Here is a 25,599-nt window from a genome sequence, read left to right as displayed (position 1 = left end):
GACACTGGCTTCGGCACCCTGCGGGCTCAGACCGCGCGGAGGTCCCTGACCAGCCTCGGCGTCGACCTGCGTCCGACCCGTCCGACCCATACCGGCCACGGATATGCCAGGCGGATGTGGAAGTAGTTGATGTACTCGGCCGCCGCGAACAGCCAGACGAACACGACGAGGACGGCACTGAGGCTGGGTCCGGGCCAGGTGGCAACGACGCCGATGCCGCAGCCGAGAATCACGATCGGATCGAGAACCCGCAGTCCTCGATAGATTCGAGCGAAATGGGGCGGAATCGTGGCGGGCAGGTGCTTCCGGGCAAGCAGCCAATAGACGCCGCCCTGAACGAGGACGGACAGCAGTGGAGCCACAGCGAACCACAGTGCCGCCTCGGCGCCGTCGGCGGCGACGAACGCGAGATTCGCCGGCACTGCGGCAAAGACCGCCGCGGCGACGATCTCCCCGACCCCGAGGCTGAGGAGCCGTTTCCGCAGCGGCCCGAAACGTACTGCGACCGCGGTCTCGCGGCCGGTCACGGGTTCTGCTGCAGCTGAAACGTCGCCCCTTCCGGATCCGTGACCGTGACGATGCGACCGTACGGGGAGTCCTCGGGACCGGCGAGCACCTTGCCGCCGAGCTCGGTCACCTTCGCTGCCGCGGCATCGGCGTCTTCGACATTGAAGTAGGTGCGCCAGTAGGAATTCCGCGCCCACTCGCTGGCATCGCAGATTCCGGCCACGGCATCATCTCCGTCGCCGTGCGTTGAGTAGGGGAACCCCTCCATCGGGGTGATGTCGAAGGAGAAGACCTCGCCGTAGAACTCGTTCGCGGCCTGGTAGTTCGTCGTCATGAGCTCGAACCACACCGGCGTGCCCGGGGTGAGCGGAGTATCGAAGCCGGAGAACTCGCCGGGCTGCCACATGCCGATGGGCGATCCCGTCGGGTCGACGACAACGGCCATCTCTCCAAGCGGGCCGACGGGCATCGGACCGACGACATCCGCGGCACCGGCGGCCAACGCGGCCTTATGGACTCCGGTGATGTCGGCAGTATGCAGGTAGGTCGACCAGGCGGTGGGTATCTCCGGGCTCGGGGTGCCGTCCATGTTCATCGCCTGCATGCCGCCGCCGACGGCATTGCCGTCCTTCGTGATCATGGTGTAGTGGCCGAAGTCAGGGCCCTGGTCGGTGAATTCCCAGCCGAAGAGCTGGTTGTAGAAGTTCTGGGCGGCCTCGAAGTCCTGGCAGACATAGTCGATCCAGATGGGCTGGCCTTCACGGGGATTGAGTGGCATTGCATCTCCTCTATCGGGTGGATTCTCTTCAAGGGACGACAGCGGCCCGGGTGGACGAGGTGGGAGTGCGGGAATCCTATTGCCAGGAACGTGTGAAATCGTCGAAGCAGTCGGTCAGCGCCGCTTGCAGCAGCGGACCGAAGGTCACGCGTCCCACCCCGAGTTCGGTGAGCTGGCCGAGGTCGAGCTCCTCGGGGACTGCTCCCTTGATCGGATGAGCGGTGACGTTCAACGGCAGAGTGACCTGGGCGAGGATCGATTTGAGGGTGCCGACATCGGGCAGGCGGACGGGGTAGACGGAGTCCGCGCCCGCCTCGGTGCACAGACGGAGACGACGGACAGCCTCGGCGGTGGGGTCATCGAAATCGCCGGGAAATTTGAACACGTCGGTCCGCGCGTTGATGACGACGTGGACCCGCTGAGCTTCGGCGGCCTGCCGGAGGCTCCAGATGTAGGCAGCATGCTCGTCGGGACTGCGCATGCTGCCCCGACTGTGGATCGTGTCTTCGATATTCACCCCGACGGCACCGGCTTCGAGGAGCCCGGCGATGAGTTCGGGAGCCGGGGTGTCATAGCCGGATTCGAGATCCGCGGTGACGGGAACGTCCACCGCCGAGGTGATCCTCGAGATTCCTTCGAGCGCCTGCTCGAGGGTCATGTTCTCCCCATCGGCATGGCCGAGAGAATCGGCCAGCGGGTGCGAACCGATGCTCAAGGCGTTGAAGCCGACGTCGACCATGGCGCGTGCCGACCAGGCATCCCAGACGGTCGGCAGTACGAGAGGCTCGTCCTGATGGTGTCCCTGCAGCAGGGTGAAGGCGCGTTCGGCAAGAACCGTGTAATCGACCATGGACAATACTGTTCCACTTCGCAGGCCCGACACGCCAGGGTTTTCAGCGGTTCACCAGAAGGTTTCAGACTCGGGCGGTGATACCGTGAACGACATCTGAGGTTGTCGCACAGAGGGGCCGAGGTGGTCGGTTCGGGCACCATCCGCGTTTCGCCCAAACCTGAGCGGGTATGGGCGCTCCTCGCTGTGCTTGCCGGTCTGCTCGTCATCCTCATCGAAATCCCCGCGGCACTTCTGTCCGAGGGCACCTATTCGTTCGTTCGACAGTCGATCAGCCACCTGGGCGTGACAGGGTGCGGGGAATGGTCCGTCGCCGACGCCCCGATCGAGGTGTGTTCGCCTGCGCACCCGCTCGTCAACGGATCCTCCATCCTCGGCGGATCGATCCTCGCGGTCATCGCTTTGGTCTGGCACGACTGGATCGCGCCGACGGTCTGGGGCAGGTGCGGTTCCTTCCTTCTCGCCGGGGGCGGGTTGCTGCTGGTCGGAACCGGGATGGTCCCCGCCGACATCGACCCCACCCTGCATGCGGTCTTCGGCTTCGGTGGTGCCGCGGTGCAGAACCTCGGGCTGCTGGCCGCCGGCATCGCGATGTCGAGGTGGCCGGAGAAGAGGTGGATCGGGCCTGCCGAATTCGGTGGACTCACCGTCGGCTTCGGCGCACTCGGGTTCGCGGGAACCCTGCTCATGGCCGCACCCGAGGGCTGGAATCTGCCGGTCGGCATCATCGAGAGGGTCGCTGCCTACCCGTTCTTCGTCTGGTTCGTCCTCACCGGGTGGAAGCAGCTGCGCGATGCCGCGAAGAGGCGACGTGAACTGGCAGAAGGGCGCTGAGAAGTCGAAGCACCGCGGTCCGAAAGCCCGGGTCCGAAAACCTGTGCAGTGATCACTGAGCTATCCTTAGTGAACAATGTTCGCAAAGGAGGCTCATGAAGATCCTTGTCCTCGCGCCCGGTTCCCGCGGCGACGTCGAGCCTGCTATCCGCATCGCCTCGGGCCTCATCGCCGACGGGCACGGGGCAACGATCGTCACTCATGCCGACTACGAGCAGTCCGTGACTGCCGCCGGCTGCGAATCCGTATCGTTCACCGTTCCCCTCGAACCGCCGCGGCCGCCCGGTGGCAAAGCTCCGGGAGCCCGCGGTTACCTTGCCCACCTGCGGGACTACATGCTCGACCATGCCCGCGCTGCGCTCGCCGCCGCAGCGGGCGGTGGGTTCGGGGCTGTCATCGCGAACCCGATTTCGCCGTATGGTCACGACATCGCCGAAGCGTTGGATGTGCCCTCGGCCGAGGCGCTGCTGCAACCGGCCGAGCCGAGTCGAGGCTACCCGCCGATGATCGCTTCGAACCTCGATCTCGGGCCCGTCCTCAACCGCGGTTTCGGCCGCCTGGCCCGACGCTTCCCCGCTCCCGTCGACACAGCGGTCGCTCATGTGCGCAGGGAACTGGGACTGCCGGATGAGAGCCGCCGTGCAGGCGCCCATCGACGGCTGAGCGCCGGCCTGCCCATCCACCACGGCATCTCGCCTGCAGTCCTGCCGCGTCCCAACGACTGGCCGAGCAACCTCAGCCTCGACGGATTCTGGTGGCCCGTCGAGGATGAGGACTGGACACCCGCGGTCGGACTCGTCGACTTCCTCGCTGCTGGGCCCGCACCCGTCCTCATCACTTTGGGCAGCGTCGATACCGGCGGAAGTTCGGCGGTGACTGACTTCGCGGAGGCCACCGACCGCCGAGTGATCGTGCAGGGGGCCTGCGGCAGCAACCTCGCCGAGGCGGCTCCGCACCGAGTCTTCGCCGCGGACCATGTGCCCCATTCCTGGCTGCTGCCGCAGGTCGCGGCGGTCGTGCATCAGGCCGGTGCCGGAATCACCGCGGCCTGTCTGCGTGCCCAAACCCCGAGTGTCCCGCTGCCGCAGCACACCGACCAATTCTTCTGGGCGCGACGCGCACACGAACTCGGCACCGCGGTCACCCCGCTCACCGGAAAGCGCGTGAGCGGAGAAGGGGTGTCTGCAGGTGTGGAGCAGGTTCTCGGCGACTCAGGGTACCGGCAGCGCGCCTCTCAGGTCGCTGCCCGACTCGACGACGGCGACAGCACGGCACCGCTGCGCCGGTGGGCAGCGATGTGTGATGGCTGAGGAGGGCGCAACGACGGACAGGCACGTCGGGCCGGCCATCAGGATCGGCCGGCGGGCGAAGTTGAACCGGACCGTGATCGTTCGAGCCGCGATCGCTCTGGCCGATCGCAGCGGACTCGAAGCCGTGACCATGCGCGCCGTGGCCGCTGAGCTCGACAGTGCTGCAGCGGCCCTGTACCGGCATGTGAGGAACCGAGAGGAACTCGTCAACCTCGTTCGCGACAGCGCACTGACCGAACGAGGCGAAGCCACGGCGACCGGAGACTGGCAGACCGATCTGCGGACTTTCACGCACGGCCTCCTCGAGCTGCACTTCGCACATCCGTGGCTCGCCGCGGGCGGCCTGCCGACGAAGCTCGGCCCACAGGCCGTGGACGTCGTCGAGACAGCCATGTCACTGCTCACGCCCCATCCGGCGGGCCGGGGCCAGAAGTATTCGGCGATCGCAGTGCTCTTCGAACTCGTCGCGGGGTTCGCCCGCAGCGCTGCGGCGACGCAGCCGCTGATCGCCGACTTGGCCCCGCGTCCGGGTGAACCAGACGCCGATCGCGACGAGGCCGCCGGCGATCACTCCGAGACGATCAATGGGCCGGACTTCGAGGCCCAGCGCGCACATGCACTCACCGTCATCCTCGCAGCGACGTGTGGAGTTCTCGACAGCGAGCAGCTGCACACCCGAACAGATCCCTGACGATCTGAGCGCCCCCATGCGCGCACGACCGGTCGCCGTAGGCACCCACGACCCTGCCATGATCGCTCACAGACGCGGGGTCCGCGGCGGCACCTCCCGGCGCGCTCCCGTGGCTTCGAACGCCGCGGCGATCTCGATGAGCGCGGTATCGTCCCAGCCGCGGCCCGCGATCGTCAGACCCACCGGAATGCCGGTGTCGGCCATCGTGCCCATCGGCACCGTCACCGAGGGGATGCCGAGATGACGCGGCACAAGGTTGCCGTTGGCCACCCATGTGCCGTTGCGCCACCCGAGATCAGCCGAGGTCTCATCGACGTCCATGTCCGCCGGTCCCACATCGGCCATCGCCGGGAAGACCACGGCATCGAGTCCGTTGGCATCCATCCACTCTTCGAGGTCGACACGGCGAGTCTCCTCGAGCCCGCGCACACCGGATTCGAGCTCCGGGATCTCCGTCAGCGACGAATAGCCATTGGCCCGCACCTGTTCCGGATAGGTCGCGATATCGTCGTCGAAGCCGAAATACCGATCGGGCAGCGCACCCTCGGGCTGCGGGAAGATCAACGCCCCGTCGACCTCGGCGAGCGTGTGCAGGTTCGGATCCCCATTTGCTGAGAGGAAATCGTCCCACGCCCACGAGGAGAGGTCGTTGATCTCCCGATCGAGATACTCAGGCGAGACGAGTCCGCGAGTCCTGATCGTCGGAGCGTCGAGGCGGTCGCCCTCGTAATTGCTCACGACCGGGAAATCCGTCTCGACAACCTCGGCGCCGGCGGCTTCGAGATCGGCCCGCGCGGCCTGCCACGCCTCGATCACCGAGGCACGAGTGACGACCCGCTGTCCCGTGGGCCCGCCGATCCCGCCGTCCGGGTTCGTCCCGGCCTCGTCATCGGCGTTGATATACATCCGCGGCACTCCGAGGCGGGCGCCGGCGAGCACCGACCGGGCCTCCTCGAGCGACTCCGGCAGCAGCGAGGCATACGAGGCTGGGCGCACAGCGCTCGCCTTCGGAATGCTCACCCAGGGTTGGACGCGCCAGAAATCGCCGCGGGTCTCGGCATCATCGTCGACGATGACGTCGAGGACCTCGAGCAGATCGGCCATCTTTCGGGTGTGGGGGACCACGACGTCCATGGTCGGCACGAGCGGCCAGTTCCCGCGCACGCTGATGACCCCGCGCGAGGGCGTGTAGGCGATGAGCGCATTGTGCGAAGCCGGTGCCCGACCGGAGGACCAGGTCTCTTCCCCGAGGCCGAAAGCCGCGAAGCTCGCGGTTGTGGCGGTGCCCGAACCGTTCGAAGATCCCGAGGCGAACGCGCTGGTCAGCCAGTCCGCGTTGTACGGGCTCTCGGCGCGACCGTAGAGCCCGCGCTGCATGCCGCCGTTGGCCATCGGCGGCATGTTCGTCAGGCCCAAGCAGATGGCGCCGCCGGCGCGCAGGCGTTCGATCGTGAACGCATCCTTCTGCGCGATCAGATCGGCGAATGCCGGCGAACCGGACGCGACCGTGAGGCCGGCGACCATGTAGCTGTCCTTCGCCGTGTACGGAATCCCGTCGAGGGGGCCGAGCGTGGTCCCGGCGGTGCGTCGTTCGTCGGAGGCGGCAGCCTCGGTCAGCGCTTGGGGGTTCGCAACGATCACGGAGTTGAGCTTCGTGTCGGTATCCGGGCCGTCGAATGCGGCGATCCGATCCTGATAGGCCTCGACGAGTTCCACCGAGGTGGTGCGGCCGTCCTCAAGGGCCGTCCGCAGATCGGCGATGGACGCTTCGACGACGTCGAACTTCGACATGTTCATCCTCCGGGCACTCGACGGTGCGTGCGCGATGTGGGCGTGTTCCTGCCCAGGGTAGCGCCGATCCGGTCGTGATGGGCTGCGGATTCCGTTGCCTGCCGGTGATGAGATCAATTTCTACGCGCTGTAGAATAGAGGTGGAGGAGGTCTCCGAACTGTTCCCCACCGAGGCATCGCAAGGATGTGATGGTATGCCGCGAAGAGTGAACGATTTTCGAGGACTGGCCGAGGTCAGTCGGGTCCTGCTGCTGGGTGCCGTGCAGAACCACCCGGGCAGTCGCCTCAAGCAGCTCGCCGATGAGGTGGGACTGCACATCAACACCGCGCGAGACCACCTGCGGGTGCTCGTCGACGAGGGATTCATCTGCCTGCAGCCCGAATCGACGGGGGCGAGAGGCAGGCCGCCGATGGTCTATCACCCGGTCGACGATCCTGAGTCGAACGCGGCCGCCGCCGAGCGCATCGCCCGCGCTCGCGAGCATCACGAGGTGCTCTGCCGACTCGTTGCAGGCATGGGCCTGCGACCGGCCGCCCTCGACGCACTCGGCGACGGCGCAGGTGCCCAATTCGATCTGCTCTACGAACATCTCGACGATTCGGGAATGGAGCCGGAGGCCGATGCCGAGGAGATGCGCATCTCCCTGGCCCCGTGCCCGCACTACCGGATGGTCGGGGACGAGCGGGCGATCGCCTGTGGCATCCATGCGAACCTCGTCCGCAGTCTGCTGAAACAGGTGCCCGGCCCTCTCGAACTCGATGAGCTGCTGCCCTACACCTCGTCGGCGACCTGTCAGATCGTCCTGCGGGAGGGCGATTGCCCCGGCTCGAAGACAGTGCTCGACGAGGAGGACGAACCTCAGTAGTCGATGGTCTCCCATCCTCGGCGCTGCGGCTGACGCTGCCGGTCCTTCGCCCGATAGATGATGTATGGCCTGGTCAGATAACCGAGCGGGGCGGCGAAGACGTGAACGAGTCGCGTGAAGGGCCACAGTGCGAAGATGAGGATCGCCGAGAGCACGTGGATCTGGAATCCGAGCGGTGCAGACGACATGAGTGCGATATCGGGTTGGAAGGTCCAGAACTGGCGGAACCACACGGACACTCCCTCCCTGTAGTCGTAGCCGCCGAGCGCTGAGTCGAAGATCGTCGAGTACACCCCGGCGAGGATGACGATGGCGAGCATGAGGTACATGAGCTTGTCGAGTCGGGTGGTCGCGCCGAAGACGCGGTTGTTCGTCCGCCTGCGGTAGATGAGCAGGACGAGTCCGCCCACGGTGGCCGCAGCGGCGCCGAGGCCGACGGTGATCGCCATGAAGTGGTACATGTGATCGGTGATGCCCACGGCCGACGTCCACGTCTTCGGAATCCCCAACCCCACGACGTGGCCGAGGAAGACGAAGATGATCCCGTAGTGGAACAGCGGCGAACCGATGCGCAGCAGCTTCGACTCGTAGATCTGCGAGGACCGCGTCGTCCATCCGAACCGGTCCCGTCGGAAGCGCCAGATATGGCCGAGGACGAACACGGCCAGCGCCATATAGGGAATGATCACCCACAGAAACGTCTCGAGCACTGTCGGTGAGTTCATGATCGCTCTCCTGTCACTTCGGTCAGCGGAATGAATGTCTGGGTTCCACCTGCCGAGCAGCCGCCCCGAGCCTGGACCGCACCGTCCGTTCGTGTCGCCGTCTCCATCACCGAGGCGGCCCCTGGTGCCGCCGCCATCGCCGCGGTCATCTCTGCCGCGCTCGGTGGAGCGTCACCGTAGCCGCCGAGCCCGTCGATCCCGACGGTTTCGGCCGCCGGTCCCTCGGCGGCGAGCCGTTCGACGGCGTGGATGTCATCCCCGTCGAGAGCCGGCAGTGTCGCGCACACGGCCCGTATCGTCCCTGCCCAGGGTGAGCCGATCTCGGCCAGATGCAGGCGCAGCAGTTCGATCCCGGCCCGGTTCGACAGCAGAATCCGCACGCCAGCGGCCAGATCGTGCCCGGCGGCGAATTCGAGGACATAGGTGAGATGGTCCGGCAGCTGCGATTCGTCCATGTCCAGGCCCGCCGCGCGGTAGTGGTCCTTGATCTCCAGCAGCGCCTGCCCACGCTTGCGCGTGTCCCCGTTCGAGAAGTAGGTGAGGAACAGGCAGCCGCGTCGGCGTGTGTCAAAGGTTTCGACGTAGTCGGCGCGCAGGTCGATGGGGTCACCGTCACCGAGGTGGCCGATCGTTGCGCTCAGGTCCTGCTTCAGGTGCTCCGGCACTTCTGCCTGTTCGAGCAGCGCTGAGATCTGCGGCAGTCGTTCGAGCAGCTTCTCATCGGGGTAGTCGATGAGCCAGGATGCGGCGGCATAGACGGCACGCAGCGCCTGATCGCTCACCCCGGGGGCCGTCTGGCCGCCGGATTCGGCATGGGCGGCGGCGCGTTTCGTCCACTTGGACAGGAACTTCAGCGGTCGGTACATCTCAGGCTCCTGCCGGCCCGTCGGCGCTGGGGAACAGGCCGGTGGGTCGACCCTTCCCGTTCCAATTCAGCAGGTTGAGCCGACCGCGCAGGTGAGACCGGTCGCCGTCGTCCGCGCTGCGTTCGGCCAGCGGATCCGACACCCCCGATGTCCCGGCGAAACCCGAGCCGGAGGCGATGTCGGGCATCTCATTCATCCCGGGTCCGCCCTCGGCGTTGAGCGGGCAGTCGGTATTGATGCCCTCGAGGCTGTGCGCCTGCTCGGAGTGGCCGGCGGGGATGACATAGCGTTCGTCGTACTTCGCGATCGCCAGCAGACGGTACATCTCCTCCATGGCCTCGGGCGTCATGCCCACCGAGTGCGGGATGCGCTCATCGGGTTCGACGCCCATATTGATATCGCGCATGAACGCCCGCATGGCCGCCATGCGCCGCAGCACATCGGCCACGACATCGGTGTCCCCGGCGGTGAAGAGGTTCGCGAGGTATTCGATGGGGATGCGCAGCTCGTCGATCGCGGCGAAGAGGTTGACCGCGTTCTCCGCGTCGTAGCCGGTGTCCTTGACGACGTCGACGACCGGCGACAGCGGCGGGATGTACCAGACCATCGGCATCGTCCGGTACTCCGGGTGCAGCGGCAGTGCGAGGTCGTAGTCCTTGATGAGCTTGTACACGGGTGAGCGTTGGGCGGCCATGATCCAGTCGTGCGGGATGCCCGCCCGCTCGGCCGCGTCCATGATCTCGGGATCGTGCGGGTCGAGGATGAGATCCTTCTGGGCGGCGAACAGATCCTTCTCATCGGGGACCGAAGCCGCCTCGGTGACCCGGTCGGCATCGTAGAAGACCAGACCGATGTAGCGCAGCCGGCCTACGCAGGTCTCGGCGCACACGGTCGGTTCGCCGTTTTCGATGCGCGGGTAGCAGAACGTGCATTTCTCGGCCTTGCCGGTGCGATGGTTGAAGTAGACCTTCTTGTACGGGCAGCCGGAGATGCACATCCGCCAACCGCGGCAGGAGTCCTGGTCGACGAGCACGATGCCGTCCTCCTCCCGCTTGTAGATGGCACCCGAGGGACACGAGGCCACGCATGAGGGATTGAGGCAGTGCTCGCAGATGCGCGGCAGGTAGAACATGAAGGTCTCTTCGAATTCGAGCTTGACCTTGTCCCCGATCGACTTGAGCATCGGGTCGAGATCGGCCTTGGCATAGGTGCCGCCGAGGTCGTCGTCCCAGTTCCCCGACCACTTGATGTCCATCCGTTCGCCGGTGAGCAGGGACTTCGGCGGGGCCGTGGGAATGTGCTTCTGCTCCGGTGCCGAGAGCAGGTTGTCGTATTCGTAGCTCCACGGCTCGTAGTAGTCCTCGATGCCGGGCAGCTTCGGATTCGAGAAGATGGAGGCGAGCTTCTTCAGTTTGCCGCCGGCCTTGAGCTTGAGGCGACCGTTGCGCGACAGCGCCCATCCGCCCTGCCATTTCTCCTGATCCTCGTAGCCGCGTGGATAGCCCTGCCCGGGCCGGGTCTCGACATTGTTGAACCAGACGTACTCGGTGCCCTTCCGGTTCGTCCACGCCTGCTTGCACGTGACCGAGCACGTGTGGCAGCCGATGCATTTGTCGAGGTTCATCACCATCGCCATCTGCGCCATGATTCTCATCAGTGTGCCTCCTGTTCGCCAGTCGAAGTCGCGTGCAAGTAGTTCGCGGGTTCCTGCCAGCCGTTCATGAGTGCCATCGCCTCTCAGTACTCCACGATCTGGTTGGTGCGCCGCCGGATCACGGTCACCTCGTCGCGCTGATTTCCTGTGGGCCCGTAGTAGTTGAAGGCGAAGGACAGCTGCCCGTATCCGCCGACGAGGTGGGTCGGTTTGATCATGATCCGCGTGAGCGAATTGTGGATCCCGCCGCGCTGCCCGGTCGTCTCCGACAGCGGGACGTTGACCGTGCGCTCCTGCGCGTGATGCATGAAGGCTGTGCCCTTGGGCATCCGGTGGGAGACGACGGCCCGGGCGGCGACGACCCCATTGCGGTTGATCGCCTCGATCCAGTCGTTGTCGGCGATGCCCACGGCTTCGGCGTCCTCGACGCTCATCCAGATCGTCTGCCCGCCGCGGCCGAGGCTCATCATGAAGAAGTTCTCCTGATACATCGAGTGGATCGCCCATTTGTTGTGCGGAGTCAGGTAGCGCACCGCGATCGAGGTTCCGTCCGAATCGCCGACGACCGGTTCCCCGAACAGGGCATTCATGTCCAGCGGAGGCCGGAACGTGGGCAGGGAATCGCCCATCTCGATGAACCAGTCATGGTCGATGTAGAACTGGTAGCGGCCGGTGAGCGTATGCCAGGGTTTGAGCCGCTCGACATTGATCGTGAACGGCGAATAGCGTCTGCCCCCGGACTCCGAGCCCGACCATTCGGGTGAGGTGATCACCGGCACCGGGGCCGCTTTCGCGTCTTCGAAGGAGACCTGCTTGCCTTCGTGCTCGGCCGACAGATCGGCGAGCTTCTGACCAGTGCGGGCCTCGAGCTTCGTGAATCCCTCGGTGGCCATGAGTCCGTTCGTCGTCCCCGACAGGCCGAGGATGTAGTCCGCAGCCTGCCGATCGGTGTCGAGCCGGGGCTGACCCTTGCCTGCGCCCGTGGTCGCCACCCCGTTGAGTCGCCGGAGCCGTTCGATGTGATGGTCGACGTCGTAGCGGATGCCGCGGGCGGTCATCCCCTGGGATTCGAGCAGCGGTCCGATCGAGGTGTACTTGTCGTAGATGGCCGTAAAGTCGCGTTCGACCTCGACGAGTTTGGGCATGGTCTTGCCGGGGACCGGCTCGCATTCGCCGAACTTCCAATCCTTGACCCGCCCGTGCGGGGTGTTAAGCGCATCCGGACTGTCGTGCTGGAGCGGAACGGCCACGACATCGGTGCGCGTGCCCAGATGGGTGCGGGCGAGTTCGGAGAACTTCTCGGCGATCGTCGCCCAGGTGTCCCAGTCGTTGCGCGACTGCCAGGGGGTCGAGATCGCCGGGTTGAAGGTGTTGACGAACGGGTGCATGTCCGTCGTCGACAGATCGTGCTTCTCATACCAGGTGGCCGCCGGGAGCACGACATCCGAATGCAGGGTCGTCGTGGTCATCCGGAAATCGAGGGTGAGCAGCAGGTCGATCTTGCCCTCGGGGGCCTCCTCGCGCCAGTCGACGTCGCGGGGGCGCAGATGCTCCGGCGTCTGTTCGGCGCTGACGGAATTGTCCACGCCGAGGAGGTGCTTGAGGAAGTACTGGTCGCCCTTGGCCGAGGAGCCCAGGGTGTTGGCCCGCCACATCGACCAGATGCGCGGATAGTTGTTCTCAGCATCCGGGTCCTCGACAGCGAAGCGCAGACGGTCGGCCTTGAGTTCGTCGACGATGTGCTCGGCACTGGTCTTGCCCGCCGCCTTGGCCGCCTCGGCGATGTCGAGGGGATTGTCATCGAAGGTCGGGTAGTACGGCTGCCAGCCGAGCCGGGTGGCCTGGGCAACGGCATCGGCGGTGGACATGCCCGCGAATTTTCCCTGACCGGCGCGGGCCGAGAGCATATCGGCCCCGAACTGGTCGTAGCGCCACTGATCGGTGTGCATGTACCAGTACGTCGTCTGCGTCATCTGCCGCGGTGGGCGCACCCAGTCGAGCGCATTGGCCAGGTGCAGCCAGCCGGTGAACGGACGGATCTTCTCCTGCCCGACGTAGTGGGCCCAGCCGCCGCCGTTGACTCCCTGGGTCCCGCACAGCGTGGTCAGGGTGAGGAAGGTGCGGTAGGTCTGGTCGGAGTGGAACCAGTGGTTCGTGCCCGCGCCCATGATGATCATGGACCGGCCCTTCGAATCACGGGCATTGGCCGCGAACTCACGGGCGATCCGTGCCGCCGCCTGCCAGGGCACTCCGGTGATGGCCTCCTGCCAGGCGGGGGTGTTCGGGCTCGTCGCATCCTCGTAGTCGGCCGGCCACTGACCGGGCAGACCCTCGCGGGGCACACCGTACTCGGCGAGCAGGAGGTCGAAGACCGTCGTGACTACGCGGTCGCCGAGGCGGCGGACCGGGACACCGCGCACGACGTCGTCGATCTCGCCCTGGATGGCGGTGTCGAAGCGCGGGAGCCTGATCGTCACGGCACCTGGCCGATCGGCATCCGCCTCGGTGCCGGAGGTCCCGGATCCCGCCTCTCCGTCGGATTCGGCCTCGCGGATCGACAGGGCCGGGTCGATGTCCCCGAGGTCGAGGTTCCATCTGCCCTCACCGTCGGCGGCGAAGCGGTGGCCCAGGGTGCCGTTCGGAACGGCGGGGGCGCCGGTGGCTTTGTCCCACAGGGCGGGTTTGAAGTCCGCGTCCTCGGTGTCCGCCTCGGCGGTGGTCGCGGAGCCGAGGTCGGTGGCGGTGACGAAGCGACCGGGCTGATAGGTCCCGTCGTCTCCGGGCTCGAGTTCGACGAGGAACGGCAGATCCGTGTACTTGCGGACATAGCCGTCGAAGTAGTCCGTTCTCGCGTCGACGAAGAACTCCTTGAGGATGACATGGCCCATCGCCATCGCCAGGGCCCCGTCCGTGCCGGTGGCCGGCGCCAGCCATTCGTCGGCGAACTTCACGTTCTCCGCATAGTCCGGGGCGATCGAGATGACCTTCTGCCCGTGATAGCGGGCCTCGGCCATCCAGTGGGCATCGGGGGTGCGGGTCAACGGCACGTTCGAGCCCCACATCATCAGGTAGCTCGAGTTCCACCAGTCACCAGATTCGGGTACATCGGTCTGATCGCCGAAGACCTGTGGGGAGGCCGGAGGCAGATCGGCGTACCAATCGTAGAAGGACAGCATCGAACCGCCGATGAGCTGGTGGAAGCGTGCTCCGGAGGAGAAGGACACCGGGCTCATCGCGGGGATGGGGGAGAAGCCGGTGGTCCGGTCGGGACCGAGGTACTTGACGGTGTAGACATAGGCGGCGGCCACGATCTCGACGGCTTCGGACCAGGTGGCACGCACGAGTCCGCCCTTGCCGCGCACGGACTTGTAGCGGCGGGCCTTGACCGGATCCTCGACGATGGACTTCCATGCGAGCACCGGGTCGTGGCCGTTGGCGGCCTTGGCCTCGCGGAAGAGACGCAGCAGGGCACCACGGACATAGGGGTAGCGCACGCGGGTGGGGGAGTAGGTGTACCAGGAGAACGACGCACCGCGGGGGCAGCCGCGCGGTTCGTATTCGGGCATGTCCGGGCCGGCGCTCGGATAGTCGGTGGCCTGGGACTCCCAGGTGATGAGCCCGTCCTTGACGTAGACGTGCCAGGAGCACGAACCCGTGCAGTTGACACCGTGGGTGGAGCGGACGACCTTGTCGTGGGACCACCGGTTGCGGTAGAACGAATCGCCCTGGCGGCCGCCGGAATAGTGGATTTCGCGTCTGTCGTCGCTCATCGTCGCCCGCGGGGTGAAGAACTTGCGGCTGCCGATGAGCGCGTTCATCAGCGAACCGTCGACGCCGGGCCGCCGGTCCGCCGACGCCGAGGAGCCTGCAGGCGCCGTTCCTGCACTGTTCTGCGTGGAGTTCTCGATGCTCATGAGTGTGTCTCCTTGTCATGGTCGGTGGTGCCGGGCGCGGTGGAATCACCGTCGGAAGCGGCATCGGCTGCCGTTGGGGGCGGCGGGTTCGTGCCGATCCAGAGGGTGATGAGGAGGGCGATGACGGTGAAGCCGGCGAGCAGCAGCAGTCCCAGTGAATAGTCCTGGGTGGCCGACCACATCGCTCCCAGCAGGAGCGGCGGCACGAATCCGCCCATTCCGCCGGCAGCTCCGACGAAGCCGGTGATCGAACCGACGCGGGCGGGATCCGAGCGCTGTGCGATGAGGGCGAAGGTGGCGCCGGAGGCGAGACCGAACCCTGCTGACATAGCGATGAATTCGCTGGTGTAGACGATGAATGCCAAGGGATGGAACGACAGCGCGATGGCGCAGATCGCAATCATCGAATAAGCGACCCCCAGAGTCTTCGATGCGCCGAGGCGGTCGGAGAGGACGCCTCCCACGGGGCGGGCGATGACGGCGACGATGACGAACCCGGCCATGCGCAGCGAAGCATCGGCAGGCTCGAGATCGTAGTCGTTGTGGAGGAACGTCGGCAGGTAGACGGAGAAGGCGACATACCCGCCGAAGGCGAGCGCGTAGAGGTAGGACGCCTGCCAGGTGAGTTTGATCGACAGAGTCTGCCCGAGAGTCGAGATCAGGCTCTGTCGCACCGGCTGCCAGCCGGGAGGGTTGCGCATCATCGTCGCGGCGAGGATCGCATAGACGATGAGGACGACCGCGGCGATGATGAACGGCAGCTGTGGCCAGATGTCGTGCAGGGGGACGGTGGTGAACGCTGCGATCGCGGTGCCGCCCATGCCGATGCCGTAGACGCCGATGGCCGAACCGCGGGACTCCTTCGAGAACCACCGATTGACGTAGGGCACTCCGACGGCGAAGCTCGTCCCCGCCACACCGAGGAAGAATCCGCCGACGATGAGTGCCGGGTAGGTGTACTGGCCGATGAACCCGACGAAGAGGACCGGGATGACGGTGATGAGTGCGATGAACGACATCATGAAGCGCCCGCCGAGGCGGTCGGTGAGGGCTCCGACGACGATGCGTCCCAGCGAGCCGACGAGCACGGGCACGGCCACGAGCAGTGAGGAGTCGGCGGTGAGCTCCTCGGCGACGAAGTGCGGTCCGAGGGGGCTGATGAGCGACCACGCCCAGAACGTCACTGTGAACCCGAGTGTGGCGAAGACCAGAGCGCGAGTGCGTTCGGAACGCCGTGGCGATGGTGCCGGCTGCTGTGGCATCTCGATCCTCCTGCATCGACGTGGGCTTCTATGTCGTCGATCACAGCAGAGTCGAAGAGAAACGGGAACCGTTTCCACCGTGTTTATTCCCGGACCTCGGCGGGAAAGCGACTTAACCTGTGGTGGGGGCGGTGAAGGGAGCAGGCAGGAAGTCTCGCGCCTTGATCTGAATCGATCACGATTCGATATACCTCAGCAGCGAGTACCCTATTCTACGACTCGTAGAAATATGTATGATCGGCTCATGGAGGTCTCAGCAGTCATTCTCAGCGGGGGTCGGTCGCGACGCTTCGGCGGGACGCACAAGCCCGGCGTCGACCTCGACGGAACAGCGGTGATATCGCGGATCCTCTCCGCTGTTCTCGCCGCCGCTCCCGAAGCCGGAGTCTGGGTGGCCGGTCCGCTCGACGGCTTGAGCGAGGTCGAGCGTGAGTGCGTCGTCGCGGTGCGTGAGGAGCCGAAGTTTTCGGGCCCCTTGGCTGGTATCGCCGCGGCCGTGAACGGGATCGTCGAGTCCTGCGGAGACCCTGGGGAGGACGCGATCACCCTCATCGTGGCCGGGGACATGCCGTTGGTGCTGCCCGGACATCTGCGTGACCTCATGGATGCCTGCTCGCGCGCCGGGGTACCGGCAGTGGGATACGACGATCGCGACAGCATGCAATTCCTCTGCGCGGCGTGGCCGACGCGGCTCCTGTGCCGACGGCTGCAGGAGATCGGGGATCCGACCGATCGGGCGGTGAAGCTGCTCTACCGCACGATCGACGCGGTGCGTGTCGACGTCGATCCACGACAGCTGCTCGATTTCGATACTCCAGCGGAGTTCGACCGGGTCCGGGCCCAACTTACCCAGCCCGAGGTGTCGGCCGAGGAACAGACAGCCTCTCGCCCCGCCCCCGAGGCGGTGCTGCGGCTGCGTGAACAGGCCGCGGATGGTCTGAGCGGTGACGCAGCCGAGACCGAGGGCGGTCTGCCCGGTGAAGTGGCCGAGACTGAGGGCGCATGGGGTGAGATCAGTGAGGCGGATGCTGAGGCGGTGCTCGACTTCGCCTCTCGCGTCAAGCATTCGGACTCCTCGCTCAGCCCGGTCCTCGCCGCCTTCCTGGCCGGCGCCGTGCATGCGCGCGGCGCCGAGGGCGGGTCGGTCGCCGAGGCGATCGCCGCCGTCGAAGCGGCGCTGAAGCCCGAGGGCTGAGCAGCAGCCGAGGTCAGCGGCAGCCTCGGACAGGCAGCACAGCCTCCGAACCGGTCAGCTCAGCCGTGGGCTCGGTCGGTTCGCTCAGTCTCTGACCGTCAGTCCCGCGACGAGCCGATCGAGGTGGTCGAAGGCGGGCTCGTCTGCGGCTCCGGCGAGGAATGCGCCGAACGGTCCGAGCGCACGACAGCCGGAAAGGCTGCTCCATCGGGCGCTGGCGGTGAGGATGCAGTCGGTCAGCTCGACCGGATCGCTCGGCAGGTCGATGTCGAGCAGGGCGGCGGCACGACCGAATTCCGCGGCCATCGCCGCGATCTGCTCCGGTTCGTATGTGGTGGCCATGGCACCTCCTTGGAACCAGAGCCTAGGGAATTGCTGGGGCGTACGGGTCGGTTTCGGCCGTGAATAAATCCGGCCCGCCTCGGCGAGGGTGCCGGGGCGGGCCGGAAACGGCGGTCATCGTGACTCACGACGGTCGCCTCGGCGAGGGTCTTCAGCCGTCGATCTGCGTCTGTTCGACGGCCTCGACGGCTTCTTCGGGACTCAGGCGGCAGGCGATGCCGATGTAGAAGACGATGATCGAGAAGATCACGGTGACGATCTCGCCGACGATGAAGCCGAGGAGGTCGAGGCCGCCGCCGTAGTGACCGATGAAGCTGAGGACGACGAGCCCGACCATCCACAGCAGCATCCACCAGCCCGAACGCATCTTCAGATCCGGCAGGCGGGACTTGTCTGTGGCGAAGATGTGGTGGGCGATCATCACGACATAGCCGATGGCCACGGCGAGGAACAGCTTCCAGTTCGTCTCCCACCCCGTCCAGTAGACGATGAGGTTCGCGCAGACGAACCCGATGATCGGTAGCGCATCACCGCCGGGCAGCTTGAAGGGGCGATCCTGCTCGGGCAGCTGACGGCGCAGTGCCGCCACCACGACGGGGCCGGTGGCGAACGAGAGCACCGTGCCCGAGGTGATGAAGCCGACGAGCTTCGCCCAGGACGGGAACGGCAGGAACATGATGCACGAGACGACGAAGACCACGAGCAGCGAGATCCACGGCACGCCGTTCTTGTTGAGCTTCGCCAGGGCGCGGGGTGCGTTGCCGACCTTCGCCTGCGAGTACGACAGGCGTGGAGCCAGAGCGGTGTAGATCAGACCGGTGTCGGCGGGGGAGATGATCGCATCACCGTAGAGGATGATGGCCAGCCACACCGCTCCCAGCAGCAGGGAGATCTCGGCCAGAGGGCCCGCATCGTTGGTGAACGCGAGGTTCGCCCAACCGTCCTTGAGCAGGTCGGTCGGCAGAGCGCCGATGAAAGCGGCCTGCAGGAGGATGTAGATGGCTCCGGTGACGAGGATCGATCCGACCACGGCGAACGGCACGTTCTTCTGCGGGTTCGTCGTCTCACCTGCGAACTCCACGCCCTGCCGGAATCCGAGGTAGGAGAAGACGATGCCCGCGGCGGGCAGGGCGGCGAGGATCGGGCTCACTCCGTTGGGCGCGAAGCCGCCGAACTGCTGTGAGGTGAAGTGGCCGGGATTGAAGGCCAGTGCGAAGAACACGACGATGACGAGGACGATGACGACGAGTTTCCACCACACGAGGACGTTGTTGAAGCGGGCGAACAGCGAGACGCCGTAGAGGTTGATGATGCTGAAGACGAGCATGAGCGCGATGCTCACCGCGATGCCGGGGCCGGTGAGGACGGCGACGTCATCGACGGTGTGCATGAGCCAGGGCAGATAGCTCGAAGCGTACTGCACGGCCGCCATGACCTCGATCGGCACGGTCGCCGCGACGGAGAGCCAGGTGATCCAGCCTGATGTGAAGCTGGCGAAGGATCCGAACGAGAAGTGCGGGAAGCGGATGACGCCGCCGGCAACGGGGAACATCACGCCGAGCTCGGCGTAGTTGAGCGCCACGAAGATCATCATCACCGCGCCCAGGGCCCAGGAGATCAACGAGGCGGGTCCGACCATCACCGAGGCGTTGAAGGCTCCGAAGAGCCAGCCGGAACCGATGATCGAGCCGACCCCTGTGAACAGCAGGCCGATCTTTCCGATATCTCTCTTCAGTCCCTTGTCGCTGCGGACGTCGACCTTCATCGGTCTGTCGGCACCGGAGGCCGCAGCTCCGGGTGTCGGGGGATTCATGGTTGACATCGTTGCCCCTTCGCTTTCGAAACCATTTTCGACTGTTGAAGTCTGCGCCGCCCTGTGGGTGATGTCAATCACTGTCAGAGCGTTTGCAGCTCATTTGAGAGGGCGCCTTTATACACCAGATGACCAGCGACGATGCTCAGTTTTCCGAGTCGCGGAGTCAGCGATCTGCGATTGGATCCAATCGCGCGGGAAATGGCGGAATCGATGTCGGAATCGCGCATGTCAGTGGCAGGGAGAAGGGTCCGATTGGATCCGATCGGCGGAAAGTCTCACAGCTTTCCCTCAGCGCAGATCGGCGGCTGTGTAGGGTGATGGCGACGGGTTGCAATTGGGTTGCGATTTTTCGCCCCTTCGGCGCGTCGCGCCGATCGTCGGGGTCGAGCGCGAAGGATCTCACCCGCAGGAGGGAGTGCGCGATGACCCACGATCCAGGTCGCAGTGGCGCGATCGCGGCAGAGCTGCGGGCGCGCATCATCGACGGTCAGCTGCCGCCGGGGGCGCGCATCCGGCAGGAGGAGATCGCCGCCGAGTTCGGCGTCAGCCGGATCCCCATCCGTGAGGCCCTGCGCAGCCTCGCCACCGCCGGACTGATCACGCTGGTGCCGTCGACGGGGGCGTGGGTGACCGAACTCAGCCTCGAGGAGTGCCGCGAGGTCTACCTCATGCGCGAACGCCTCGAGCCGCTGCTGCTGTCGATGGCGATCCCCCTGCATGCCCCGGAGGCGATGGCGGATTTCGTCCACCTCGCCGAGGCGGTCGAGTCCGCGACATCGGCCGGTGAGTTCCTCGAACGCGACCGCGACTTCCACCGCGCGATCATGGCCGTGCCCGATGCGGCACGGCTGAGCGAGACCGTCGACCACCTGTGGAACCTCAGTCACTACTACCGCAGGCGGCTGCTGACCGCCGATGTGCACCGACGCAAAACCGACATCTTCGCCGAGCATCGGATGATCCTGCGCGCGATCGAGATCGAAGACATCGAATCCGCCGAGGCGGCCATGGCTTCCCATATCCGCCACACCCGCCGACTCGTCGAAGCCGATCCGCAGCTGTTCGAGCGAGGCTGAACCGTCCGCTCGGGACGGGGCCGACTCAGCCCTGTCGAGCTTTGAATCGGGGATTCTTCTTGTTGATGACGTAGACGCGTCCGCGTCGACGGACGACCTGAGAGCCGGGCTGGGACTTCAGGGACCGCAGTGAACGTCGAACCTTCATGAGTGTGACTCCTTAGTGAGAACGAGTATCATTAACAGTAATACTATGGTCTCAGGCGAAGGGAAGCGAATGCAGGACTCATTCGAGGGGGCGCGAGCACCGGTGGCCGGTGAGATCGAAGCGATCGCGGTCGTCGGTCTCTGCGCCGCGGAGCGACGGCGATATGCGATGGCGCTGGCGGGAGCGCGCGATTATGTGTTCGTTCCCGCGGAGCAGACCGTGCAGGGCATCGAGGTCATCGACCGCCTCGTCGCCCTGGTTGCGATGACGCCGAGTGTGCGCGGCTTCGTGCTCGAGTACGACGATGAGACGAGCTGTGCGGAGATCATCGGCGCACTGAGTGCCCCGGAGTCCCGGGCCGTCCTGACCGATCTCGTGTGTGTGCTCGACCTCGTGTGCCTGCCTGCCGATCTGGGCTGCGAAGACCGTGCCGCGCTGCTCGTCGATCAGGTCGAATTCGCCTCCACGCTCGTCCTGCTCGAGCCCGGAGAGCGGATCGACTTCGCCGGCTTCGCCGCCGCCCTCGGTCTGGTCGGGCACCTGGCGCCGGAGGCCAGGCAGTTCATTGCCGAGGCCGACGCCGTGCATGCCCCGGAGCGCTGGGACTTCGGCGGGCGACCTCCGGCGGCCGGGTGGACGGCGATCCTCAACGCGGAGTTTCGGCCGCCTGCCCATACGGGAGGCGTCGGGGCATGCCGCTTCGAGCAGGCGCGCCCGTTCCATCCGCAGCGCCTGCAGGCGGTGCTCACTGCCGCATTCGGCGAAGACCGCTGGGGCCGAATCGTGCGCTCTGCCGGATTCGCCAGACTGGCGTCCCGGCCCTATGCCAGCGCGCATTGGGACCAGGCCGGAAGCCTGCTGAGGCTGACACCGCTGTCTGCCGGCCCGTTTGGCGGTGCTGGGGCGGAGCTGCTCGCGTGGGGACAGGAGCTTGCCGTCATCGGCTTCGACCTCGACGAGGCGGGGCTGTGCGAAGCGCTCGATCGTGCGGTGCTCACCGATGCCGAACTGCTGGCCGGACCGATGGCCTGGTTGGAGTACACGGACGAATTCCCCGCCTGGGACACCGCGCACCGGAGCTGACGGCGTCTACTCCGCGGCAGCCGCCCGGCAGTCGGCGCACAGGCCGAAGATCTCGAAGACATGGTGTGTGATCGCGAATCCGTTCGAGGCGGCAGTCGTGCGCATCCAGTCCTCGCTCGGCGGGTCGATCTCGACGGCGGTGCCGCAGCGCTCGCAGACGAGATGATGGTGATGCTCGGTCTGCGTGCAGGCGCGGAAGAGCTGAGTCTCGGCGACGGTGATCGTATCGGCCTCACCGCTGTGACCGAGCGCATTGAGCTGCCGGTACACCGTGGCCAGGCCGACGCTCGCGCCTTCGTCCTCGAGGCGGCGGTGCAGCTGCTTGGCCGAGACGAAGCGGGTTTCGGACTCCAGAGCGGCGCGGATGAGGGCCTTCTGCGCGGTGCTCCGCGGCTTCTTCGGGTGCTTGTCCCCAGGCGCCGGTGCGCTCATGTCCCGTCCTTACTCCGCTGGCTGCCAATCATCGCACCGGAAGGTGCGTGCCTCCCATGTAAGCACACTGGCGCTGAGGCGACTGCCCGCCTGGCCGCACCGACGATGAGACCCACGCCCAAAGAGGTGAATGACGATGACCGTCGTCACCCATACGGATGAGGACGGCCATGATCATGGCGGCTCAGCTCACGTGCAGGCCGTCCCGCATCTCGGTCAGGCGTTCGAGCACGGTCTCGGGCACGGTCTCGGCCGGGATCTCAGCGAAGAGCACACGGACGTGACCGACCGCCTCGGCGCCGGTGAAGACATCGGGAGCGGCGACGGGAACCTCGGCGCCGTGGTCGAAGGTGAGGACCTCATCGTGGCGGTGGCCGAGCAGTACCCCGTAGTGCCCGGTGGTGTTCGCGATCGGCTGGTACGCCTCGACTGGGGACCGGTGTGTGCGTTCGTCGAAGATGATCCCTCCGATTCCGACCGAGGCGAATCCGCGGATCCAGTCGGCGCAGTAGACAGCGGCGTTCTCGACATCGTCGTCATCGATCTCGTGACCGCCGTCGGGGTCGGCCGCCGCGTCAGCTGACAGCAGCAACGCCTTCGGGGAGGGCAGCTGGATGATGACGGGACTGCGCTGAGTCTCCGTGGCGGTGTGGACGAGGGCGCGGACGGCAGCGCGCAGAGCTTCGTCGCGGAGCAGGGCGCGCAGGGCGAAGCCCTTGCGGGTCTTCGCAGACATCGCCTCGACGAGAACCGAGTTCGTCTCAAGCTCCTCGGCGAGCATGTCATCGAGGCGGATGAGCACGATCTCGGAACCGAGGAGCGATTGGATGCTCGACAGATGGTTGGAGAATGCGGTGGCATCGTGCCAGGGCACGGCGCGATCCTGGAGGATCACATGCTGGGCGTAGGCGGCGGCGTCGAGGAGCAGCCTCGGCGGACCACCCGCGTCATCGAGCAGTGCGGTGAGTCGGTCGGACATTATGCTTCCTTTCATCGGTGCGGTGGCCGAGGCGACGCCTCGGGCGGGGCGGAGCCGGAGGGCTCGGCCGCCTCGGGGATGGGAGTGGAACCGGCACCCCACGTTCAGGGGTGCCGGTTCCGGGCGGTCGGGGCGGGTCAGGTCCGGTGCTGGACGACCTCATCACAGCGTTCCTCGAGCTCACGGATGCGTGCCTCGAGTTCGCCGATCCTCACCACGTGACGGTTGGGCACCGTGATGAGAGGGATCTCCTCGATGGCACCCTGCACTCGGCCGGGACCGGTGTGGCCCCAGACGGTGGCGAAGAGATGCTCATCGTTGTCCTGGCCCCAGGAGCCGAAGTAGGGCACATCGGCCGGCGGTTCCTCGGTGACGAATTCCTTGACGAACTCAGCGTAGGGCTTGGACCGGGCAAGCCGTGCCCGCCGCTCGGCATCGCGCATCCGCTGCGTCTCTTCGGCGTCGACGGCGAAGGTCTCCGGATCCCAGGCCACCTGGTAGATCTCGCGAGCGACGTGCGCGGAGATCCGATCGAGGCGCAGATCGGCGATGACATTCTCGGGATCGCGCTCGAGCACGTCGCCGTAGCCGCCGCCGGCGCCCTGGGCGATCATGTAGAGCTCACCCTCCTGAGCGACATCGAACTGCAGACCCATGTGGTAGGTCGAGTACTTGCCGCCTTCGAACGGCTGCTCGTTCATTACCCGTTCCATCGACAGATCGAACTGTGAGGGGTCCTTCTTGACGATGTCGAAGATGTTGATCCCCTTGACCATCGCCAGCGGGTAGGTCGGGCAGCCGTACCCGCCGAACAGGCCGCACACCGAGGAGAACTTTGCGCCGGAGGTCACCGTCATGAAACCCCAGTTCGGGGTGTTGCGGGCGGCGACGATCATCTCGTAACCCATTCCGCTTCGGTACTTCCCGAAGCCCTGGTTGTCGCGGACGACGCGCTTGCTCACCAGCTGGAGGAACGGAACCTCTTCCTCCATGACTTCTTGTTCGCCGGTGTCGGCCATCGCACAGAACAGGGGAGCGACGGAGTCCTCACCGTCCTGGAATGGTTTGGCACCGCCGCTCATGCCGTTGAGGTCGGCGCAGAGGTTGCCGACCTGCTCTCCATGCTGCGTGGTTCCGCCCCAGAGGAAGTCGTTGATCTGGTTGAACCAGGGAGCGAGCACGTTCGCGTACTTCTCCGTGACCGAGAACTGGAGCTTCGCATACGCGATCTGCAGGGCGCTGAAGCCGCGGAAGGAAGCCTGCAGGTTTTGACCCGTAGGGGCGTCATAGCTGCAGTCGGCCCAGGTGCCCTCATCTGAGATAACTTCGATAGGAGACAGGGCTCCCGTCGATCGCGGCAGGTCTGGCCACCAGTAGGACAGGATTGCCTGCGACAGGAACGCCTTCGTCGAGGCCAGCGGGGAGTTGATGGCCCGGTTGATGATCTCCGGGCCGGTGCCCCGCAGGTCGACGATGAGGCGCTCGCCCTCGACCGTGATCTTCGCGGCGAACTTGATGAGGATGTTCTCTTTGAGTGTCGAATCGACGAACTGGTTGACCGTCACCGTGCCATCAGGCAGCTCGGTGATGCGACGGCGAACCTCGTTCTCGACGTCCTCGACGGTCATTCGGATTGAGCCGACGAAGGTCTCGACGCCGAACTCCTCGAGCGACTGGTCGACGATGTCCATGACGCGCTTGACCGCACCCATCTTCACCTTGATATCGGCGAGCATGAGCTTCGGGTCGCGGGTGGAGTGCTGGAGGAAGGTCAGCAGGTCTCGACGCAGTCGGCCACCCTCGACGATCTTCATCGGCGAGCCGCGCAGACCGTCATCGAAGGGGGTCTCGGAACCGGAGGGCATACCGCCGGGTTCGCAGGCGCCGTTCTCACCCTCGTGGATCGTCGCACCAACCCATGCGATGATCTCGCCCTCACGCATGACCGGGACGAGCATCGACTGGTCGGTGTTGTGAACCATGCCGAAGCGCGCATCGTTGTGGAAGAAACCGTCGCCGGGGTTGATGCCCACCGTCGGCTCGTCCTTCCAGTACTTCATAATGTGGCGGATCGGGTGGTGGAGCACCGCAGAGAACGCGATGACTCCGCGGTTCGACATGTAGGCGACATCGCCGGAGGCGGTGTACACGGCGACAGAGAGGTCGGCCCATTTCGCACCGGGGGCTGCGCCCATGCTCTCGCACATCTCGAAGGCTTCGTCGAGGGCGCCGGCCAGGCGGCGGCGGATCCGGTCGGCAACCAGCGGGTCGAGGTCGTTTGCGAGGATCCGCTCCTCCAGCGGGCTGCGTTCGGAGATGCTGTGCTCACGCATGATCTCAGGATCGGGCCCGATGAACAAGGTCGTGTCGTTCATGAACGCATCGACCCATTCCTGCTCTTCCTGGGTGAGGTGAGTTTCCGGAGTCGGGTGCGAGTGCGCGTGGGTGTGCTGTGGTGTCTCTGTGGTCGTCATTGTCCT

General features: G+C 65.9%; 22 protein-coding genes. 7 read left to right on the top strand and 15 right to left on the bottom strand.

Translation table 11 applies throughout. From position 1 onward, the window contains the following. Positions 1 to 26: 26 nt before the first annotated feature. The 3 genes from ACPUD7_RS01785 to ACPUD7_RS01775 all read right to left on the bottom strand — a co-directional run bounded on the left by ACPUD7_RS01785 (position 27) and on the right by ACPUD7_RS01775 (position 2,135). On the bottom strand, positions 27 to 527 hold the full coding sequence (locus tag ACPUD7_RS01785; RefSeq protein WP_425118945.1) for a hypothetical protein: 501 nt from the start codon (positions 525 to 527) through the stop codon (positions 27 to 29). After that, on the bottom strand, positions 524 to 1,285 hold the full coding sequence (locus ACPUD7_RS01780) for a VOC family protein (RefSeq protein ID WP_425118944.1): 762 nt from the start codon (positions 1,283 to 1,285) through the stop codon (positions 524 to 526). Before ACPUD7_RS01780 ends, ACPUD7_RS01785 begins: the two co-directional genes overlap by 4 nt. A gap of 76 nt (positions 1,286 to 1,361) precedes the next feature. Continuing rightward, positions 1,362 to 2,135: an isocitrate lyase/PEP mutase family protein gene (locus ACPUD7_RS01775; RefSeq protein WP_135539812.1), complete on the bottom strand. Its 774-nt coding sequence runs from the start codon at positions 2,133 to 2,135 to the stop codon at positions 1,362 to 1,364. Between the two features lie 102 nt (positions 2,136 to 2,237). On the opposite strand from ACPUD7_RS01775, the gene ACPUD7_RS01770 reads away from it, so the two are divergent. From ACPUD7_RS01770 to ACPUD7_RS01760, 3 genes are all read left to right on the top strand, one after another. Further along, positions 2,238 to 2,969 (top strand): DUF998 domain-containing protein, encoded by a 732-nt coding sequence (locus tag ACPUD7_RS01770; protein ID WP_425118943.1) that lies wholly within the window; start codon positions 2,238 to 2,240, stop codon positions 2,967 to 2,969. 95 nt (positions 2,970 to 3,064) lie between these two features. Then, positions 3,065 to 4,279 (top strand): glycosyltransferase, encoded by a 1,215-nt coding sequence (locus ACPUD7_RS01765; RefSeq protein ID WP_425118942.1) that lies wholly within the window; start codon positions 3,065 to 3,067, stop codon positions 4,277 to 4,279. Positions 4,280 to 4,352: 73 nt separating this feature from the next. Beyond that, positions 4,353 to 4,970 carry a TetR/AcrR family transcriptional regulator gene (locus tag ACPUD7_RS01760; protein ID WP_425118941.1) on the top strand — a complete coding sequence of 206 codons (618 nt, stop codon included), beginning with the start codon at positions 4,353 to 4,355 and terminating at the stop codon, positions 4,968 to 4,970. A 66-nt stretch (positions 4,971 to 5,036) separates the two neighbouring features. Here the strand turns inward: ACPUD7_RS01760 and ACPUD7_RS01755 are convergent, their stop codons facing one another. Then, entirely contained in the window at positions 5,037 to 6,761 is a 1,725-nt protein-coding gene (locus ACPUD7_RS01755; protein ID WP_425118940.1) for an amidase, read from the bottom strand. 206 nt (positions 6,762 to 6,967) lie between these two features. Here ACPUD7_RS01755 and ACPUD7_RS01750 point away from each other — a divergent pair, with 206 nt between their 5' ends. Continuing rightward, a complete protein-coding gene (locus tag ACPUD7_RS01750; protein WP_425118939.1) occupies positions 6,968 to 7,627 on the top strand; it encodes a winged helix-turn-helix transcriptional regulator in 660 nt (219 codons plus the stop codon). Here ACPUD7_RS01750 and narI read toward each other — a convergent pair. The 5 genes from narI to ACPUD7_RS01725 all read right to left on the bottom strand — a co-directional run bounded on the left by narI (position 7,621) and on the right by ACPUD7_RS01725 (position 16,048). Further along, a complete protein-coding gene (gene narI, locus ACPUD7_RS01745; RefSeq protein ID WP_425118938.1) occupies positions 7,621 to 8,352 on the bottom strand; it encodes a respiratory nitrate reductase subunit gamma in 732 nt (243 codons plus the stop codon). The genes ACPUD7_RS01750 and narI overlap by 7 nt on opposite strands. Next, on the bottom strand, positions 8,349 to 9,218 hold the full coding sequence (gene narJ, locus ACPUD7_RS01740; RefSeq protein ID WP_425118937.1) for a nitrate reductase molybdenum cofactor assembly chaperone: 870 nt from the start codon (positions 9,216 to 9,218) through the stop codon (positions 8,349 to 8,351). The genes narI and narJ overlap by 4 nt, the downstream gene beginning before the upstream one ends. A gap of 1 nt (position 9,219) precedes the next feature. Then, complete coding sequence (narH, locus tag ACPUD7_RS01735) at positions 9,220 to 10,872, bottom strand: nitrate reductase subunit beta (protein WP_425118936.1); 1,653 nt, start codon at positions 10,870 to 10,872, stop codon at positions 9,220 to 9,222. A gap of 83 nt (positions 10,873 to 10,955) precedes the next feature. After that, positions 10,956 to 14,690: a nitrate reductase subunit alpha gene (locus ACPUD7_RS01730; RefSeq protein ID WP_425119067.1), complete on the bottom strand. Its 3,735-nt coding sequence runs from the start codon at positions 14,688 to 14,690 to the stop codon at positions 10,956 to 10,958. Positions 14,691 to 14,782: 92 nt separating this feature from the next. Beyond that, positions 14,783 to 16,048, bottom strand: a complete 1,266-nt coding sequence (locus ACPUD7_RS01725; protein WP_425118935.1) for an MFS transporter — start codon at positions 16,046 to 16,048, stop codon at positions 14,783 to 14,785. A gap of 244 nt (positions 16,049 to 16,292) precedes the next feature. Between ACPUD7_RS01725 and mobA the strand changes: the two genes are divergently transcribed. After that, positions 16,293 to 17,243 (top strand): molybdenum cofactor guanylyltransferase, encoded by a 951-nt coding sequence (gene mobA, locus ACPUD7_RS01720; RefSeq protein ID WP_425118934.1) that lies wholly within the window; start codon positions 16,293 to 16,295, stop codon positions 17,241 to 17,243. 84 nt (positions 17,244 to 17,327) lie between these two features. Here mobA and ACPUD7_RS01715 read toward each other — a convergent pair whose 3' ends face one another. Both ACPUD7_RS01715 and ACPUD7_RS01710 read right to left on the bottom strand, forming a co-directional pair. Further along, a complete protein-coding gene (locus tag ACPUD7_RS01715) occupies positions 17,328 to 17,585 on the bottom strand; it encodes a hypothetical protein (protein ID WP_425118933.1) in 258 nt (85 codons plus the stop codon). Positions 17,586 to 17,736: 151 nt separating this feature from the next. Further along, positions 17,737 to 19,398 (bottom strand): APC family permease, encoded by a 1,662-nt coding sequence (locus ACPUD7_RS01710; protein WP_425118932.1) that lies wholly within the window; start codon positions 19,396 to 19,398, stop codon positions 17,737 to 17,739. A gap of 425 nt (positions 19,399 to 19,823) precedes the next feature. Between ACPUD7_RS01710 and ACPUD7_RS01705 the strand changes: the two genes are divergently transcribed. Beyond that, entirely contained in the window at positions 19,824 to 20,477 is a 654-nt protein-coding gene (locus ACPUD7_RS01705; protein ID WP_425118931.1) for a GntR family transcriptional regulator, read from the top strand. 25 nt (positions 20,478 to 20,502) lie between these two features. On the opposite strand, the gene ykgO is transcribed toward ACPUD7_RS01705, so the two are convergent. After that, positions 20,503 to 20,625 carry a type B 50S ribosomal protein L36 gene (ykgO, locus tag ACPUD7_RS01700; protein ID WP_039212194.1) on the bottom strand — a complete coding sequence of 41 codons (123 nt, stop codon included), beginning with the start codon at positions 20,623 to 20,625 and terminating at the stop codon, positions 20,503 to 20,505. 69 nt (positions 20,626 to 20,694) lie between these two features. Here ykgO and ACPUD7_RS01695 point away from each other — a divergent pair, with 69 nt between their 5' ends. Beyond that, positions 20,695 to 21,708 (top strand): GTP-binding protein, encoded by a 1,014-nt coding sequence (locus ACPUD7_RS01695; protein WP_425118929.1) that lies wholly within the window; start codon positions 20,695 to 20,697, stop codon positions 21,706 to 21,708. Between the two features lie 6 nt (positions 21,709 to 21,714). Here the strand turns inward: ACPUD7_RS01695 and ACPUD7_RS01690 are convergent, their stop codons facing one another. The 3 genes from ACPUD7_RS01690 to ACPUD7_RS01680 all read right to left on the bottom strand — a co-directional run bounded on the left by ACPUD7_RS01690 (position 21,715) and on the right by ACPUD7_RS01680 (position 25,593). Then, a complete protein-coding gene (locus ACPUD7_RS01690; protein ID WP_425118928.1) occupies positions 21,715 to 22,140 on the bottom strand; it encodes a Fur family transcriptional regulator in 426 nt (141 codons plus the stop codon). Positions 22,141 to 22,324: 184 nt separating this feature from the next. Beyond that, complete coding sequence (locus ACPUD7_RS01685) at positions 22,325 to 23,119, bottom strand: hypothetical protein (protein ID WP_425118926.1); 795 nt, start codon at positions 23,117 to 23,119, stop codon at positions 22,325 to 22,327. Between the two features lie 137 nt (positions 23,120 to 23,256). After that, on the bottom strand, positions 23,257 to 25,593 hold the full coding sequence (locus ACPUD7_RS01680) for a hydantoinase B/oxoprolinase family protein (protein WP_425118925.1): 2,337 nt from the start codon (positions 25,591 to 25,593) through the stop codon (positions 23,257 to 23,259). Positions 25,594 to 25,599: the final 6 nt, after the last annotated feature.

Origin of the sequence: Brevibacterium sp. FAM 24630, assembly GCF_049804075.1 — a bacterium.
Lineage (GTDB): Bacteria > Actinomycetota > Actinomycetes > Actinomycetales > Brevibacteriaceae > Brevibacterium.
This window is presented reverse-complemented; position numbering and strand designations above follow the sequence as displayed.

Excerpts from the sequence above, each read along its gene's own strand:
- ACPUD7_RS01695 (WP_425118929.1), top strand. The coding sequence starts at position 20,695 with ATGCAGGACTCATTCGAGGGGGCGCGAGCACCGGTGGCCGGTGAGATC.
- ACPUD7_RS01730 (WP_425119067.1), bottom strand. The coding sequence starts at position 14,690 with ATGAACGCGCTCATCGGCAGCCGCAAGTTCTTCACCCCGCGGGCGACG.
- narI (WP_425118938.1), bottom strand. The coding sequence starts at position 8,352 with ATGAACTCACCGACAGTGCTCGAGACGTTTCTGTGGGTGATCATTCCC.
- ACPUD7_RS01685 (WP_425118926.1), bottom strand. The coding sequence starts at position 23,119 with ATGTCCGACCGACTCACCGCACTGCTCGATGACGCGGGTGGTCCGCCG.
- ACPUD7_RS01715 (WP_425118933.1), bottom strand. The coding sequence starts at position 17,585 with ATGGCCACCACATACGAACCGGAGCAGATCGCGGCGATGGCCGCGGAA.
- ACPUD7_RS01780 (WP_425118944.1), bottom strand. The coding sequence starts at position 1,285 with ATGCCACTCAATCCCCGTGAAGGCCAGCCCATCTGGATCGACTATGTC.
- narJ (WP_425118937.1), bottom strand. The coding sequence starts at position 9,218 with ATGTACCGACCGCTGAAGTTCCTGTCCAAGTGGACGAAACGCGCCGCC.
- ACPUD7_RS01765 (WP_425118942.1), top strand. The coding sequence starts at position 3,065 with ATGAAGATCCTTGTCCTCGCGCCCGGTTCCCGCGGCGACGTCGAGCCT.
- mobA (WP_425118934.1), top strand. The coding sequence starts at position 16,293 with ATGGAGGTCTCAGCAGTCATTCTCAGCGGGGGTCGGTCGCGACGCTTC.
- ACPUD7_RS01680 (WP_425118925.1), bottom strand. The coding sequence starts at position 25,593 with ATGACGACCACAGAGACACCACAGCACACCCACGCGCACTCGCACCCG.
- ACPUD7_RS01775 (WP_135539812.1), bottom strand. The coding sequence starts at position 2,135 with ATGGTCGATTACACGGTTCTTGCCGAACGCGCCTTCACCCTGCTGCAG.
- narH (WP_425118936.1), bottom strand. The coding sequence starts at position 10,872 with ATGAGAATCATGGCGCAGATGGCGATGGTGATGAACCTCGACAAATGC.
- ACPUD7_RS01755 (WP_425118940.1), bottom strand. The coding sequence starts at position 6,761 with ATGTCGAAGTTCGACGTCGTCGAAGCGTCCATCGCCGATCTGCGGACG.
- ACPUD7_RS01710 (WP_425118932.1), bottom strand. The coding sequence starts at position 19,398 with ATGAATCCCCCGACACCCGGAGCTGCGGCCTCCGGTGCCGACAGACCG.
- ACPUD7_RS01705 (WP_425118931.1), top strand. The coding sequence starts at position 19,824 with ATGACCCACGATCCAGGTCGCAGTGGCGCGATCGCGGCAGAGCTGCGG.
- ACPUD7_RS01690 (WP_425118928.1), bottom strand. The coding sequence starts at position 22,140 with ATGAGCGCACCGGCGCCTGGGGACAAGCACCCGAAGAAGCCGCGGAGC.
- ACPUD7_RS01725 (WP_425118935.1), bottom strand. The coding sequence starts at position 16,048 with ATGCCACAGCAGCCGGCACCATCGCCACGGCGTTCCGAACGCACTCGC.
- ykgO (WP_039212194.1), bottom strand. The coding sequence starts at position 20,625 with ATGAAGGTTCGACGTTCACTGCGGTCCCTGAAGTCCCAGCCCGGCTCT.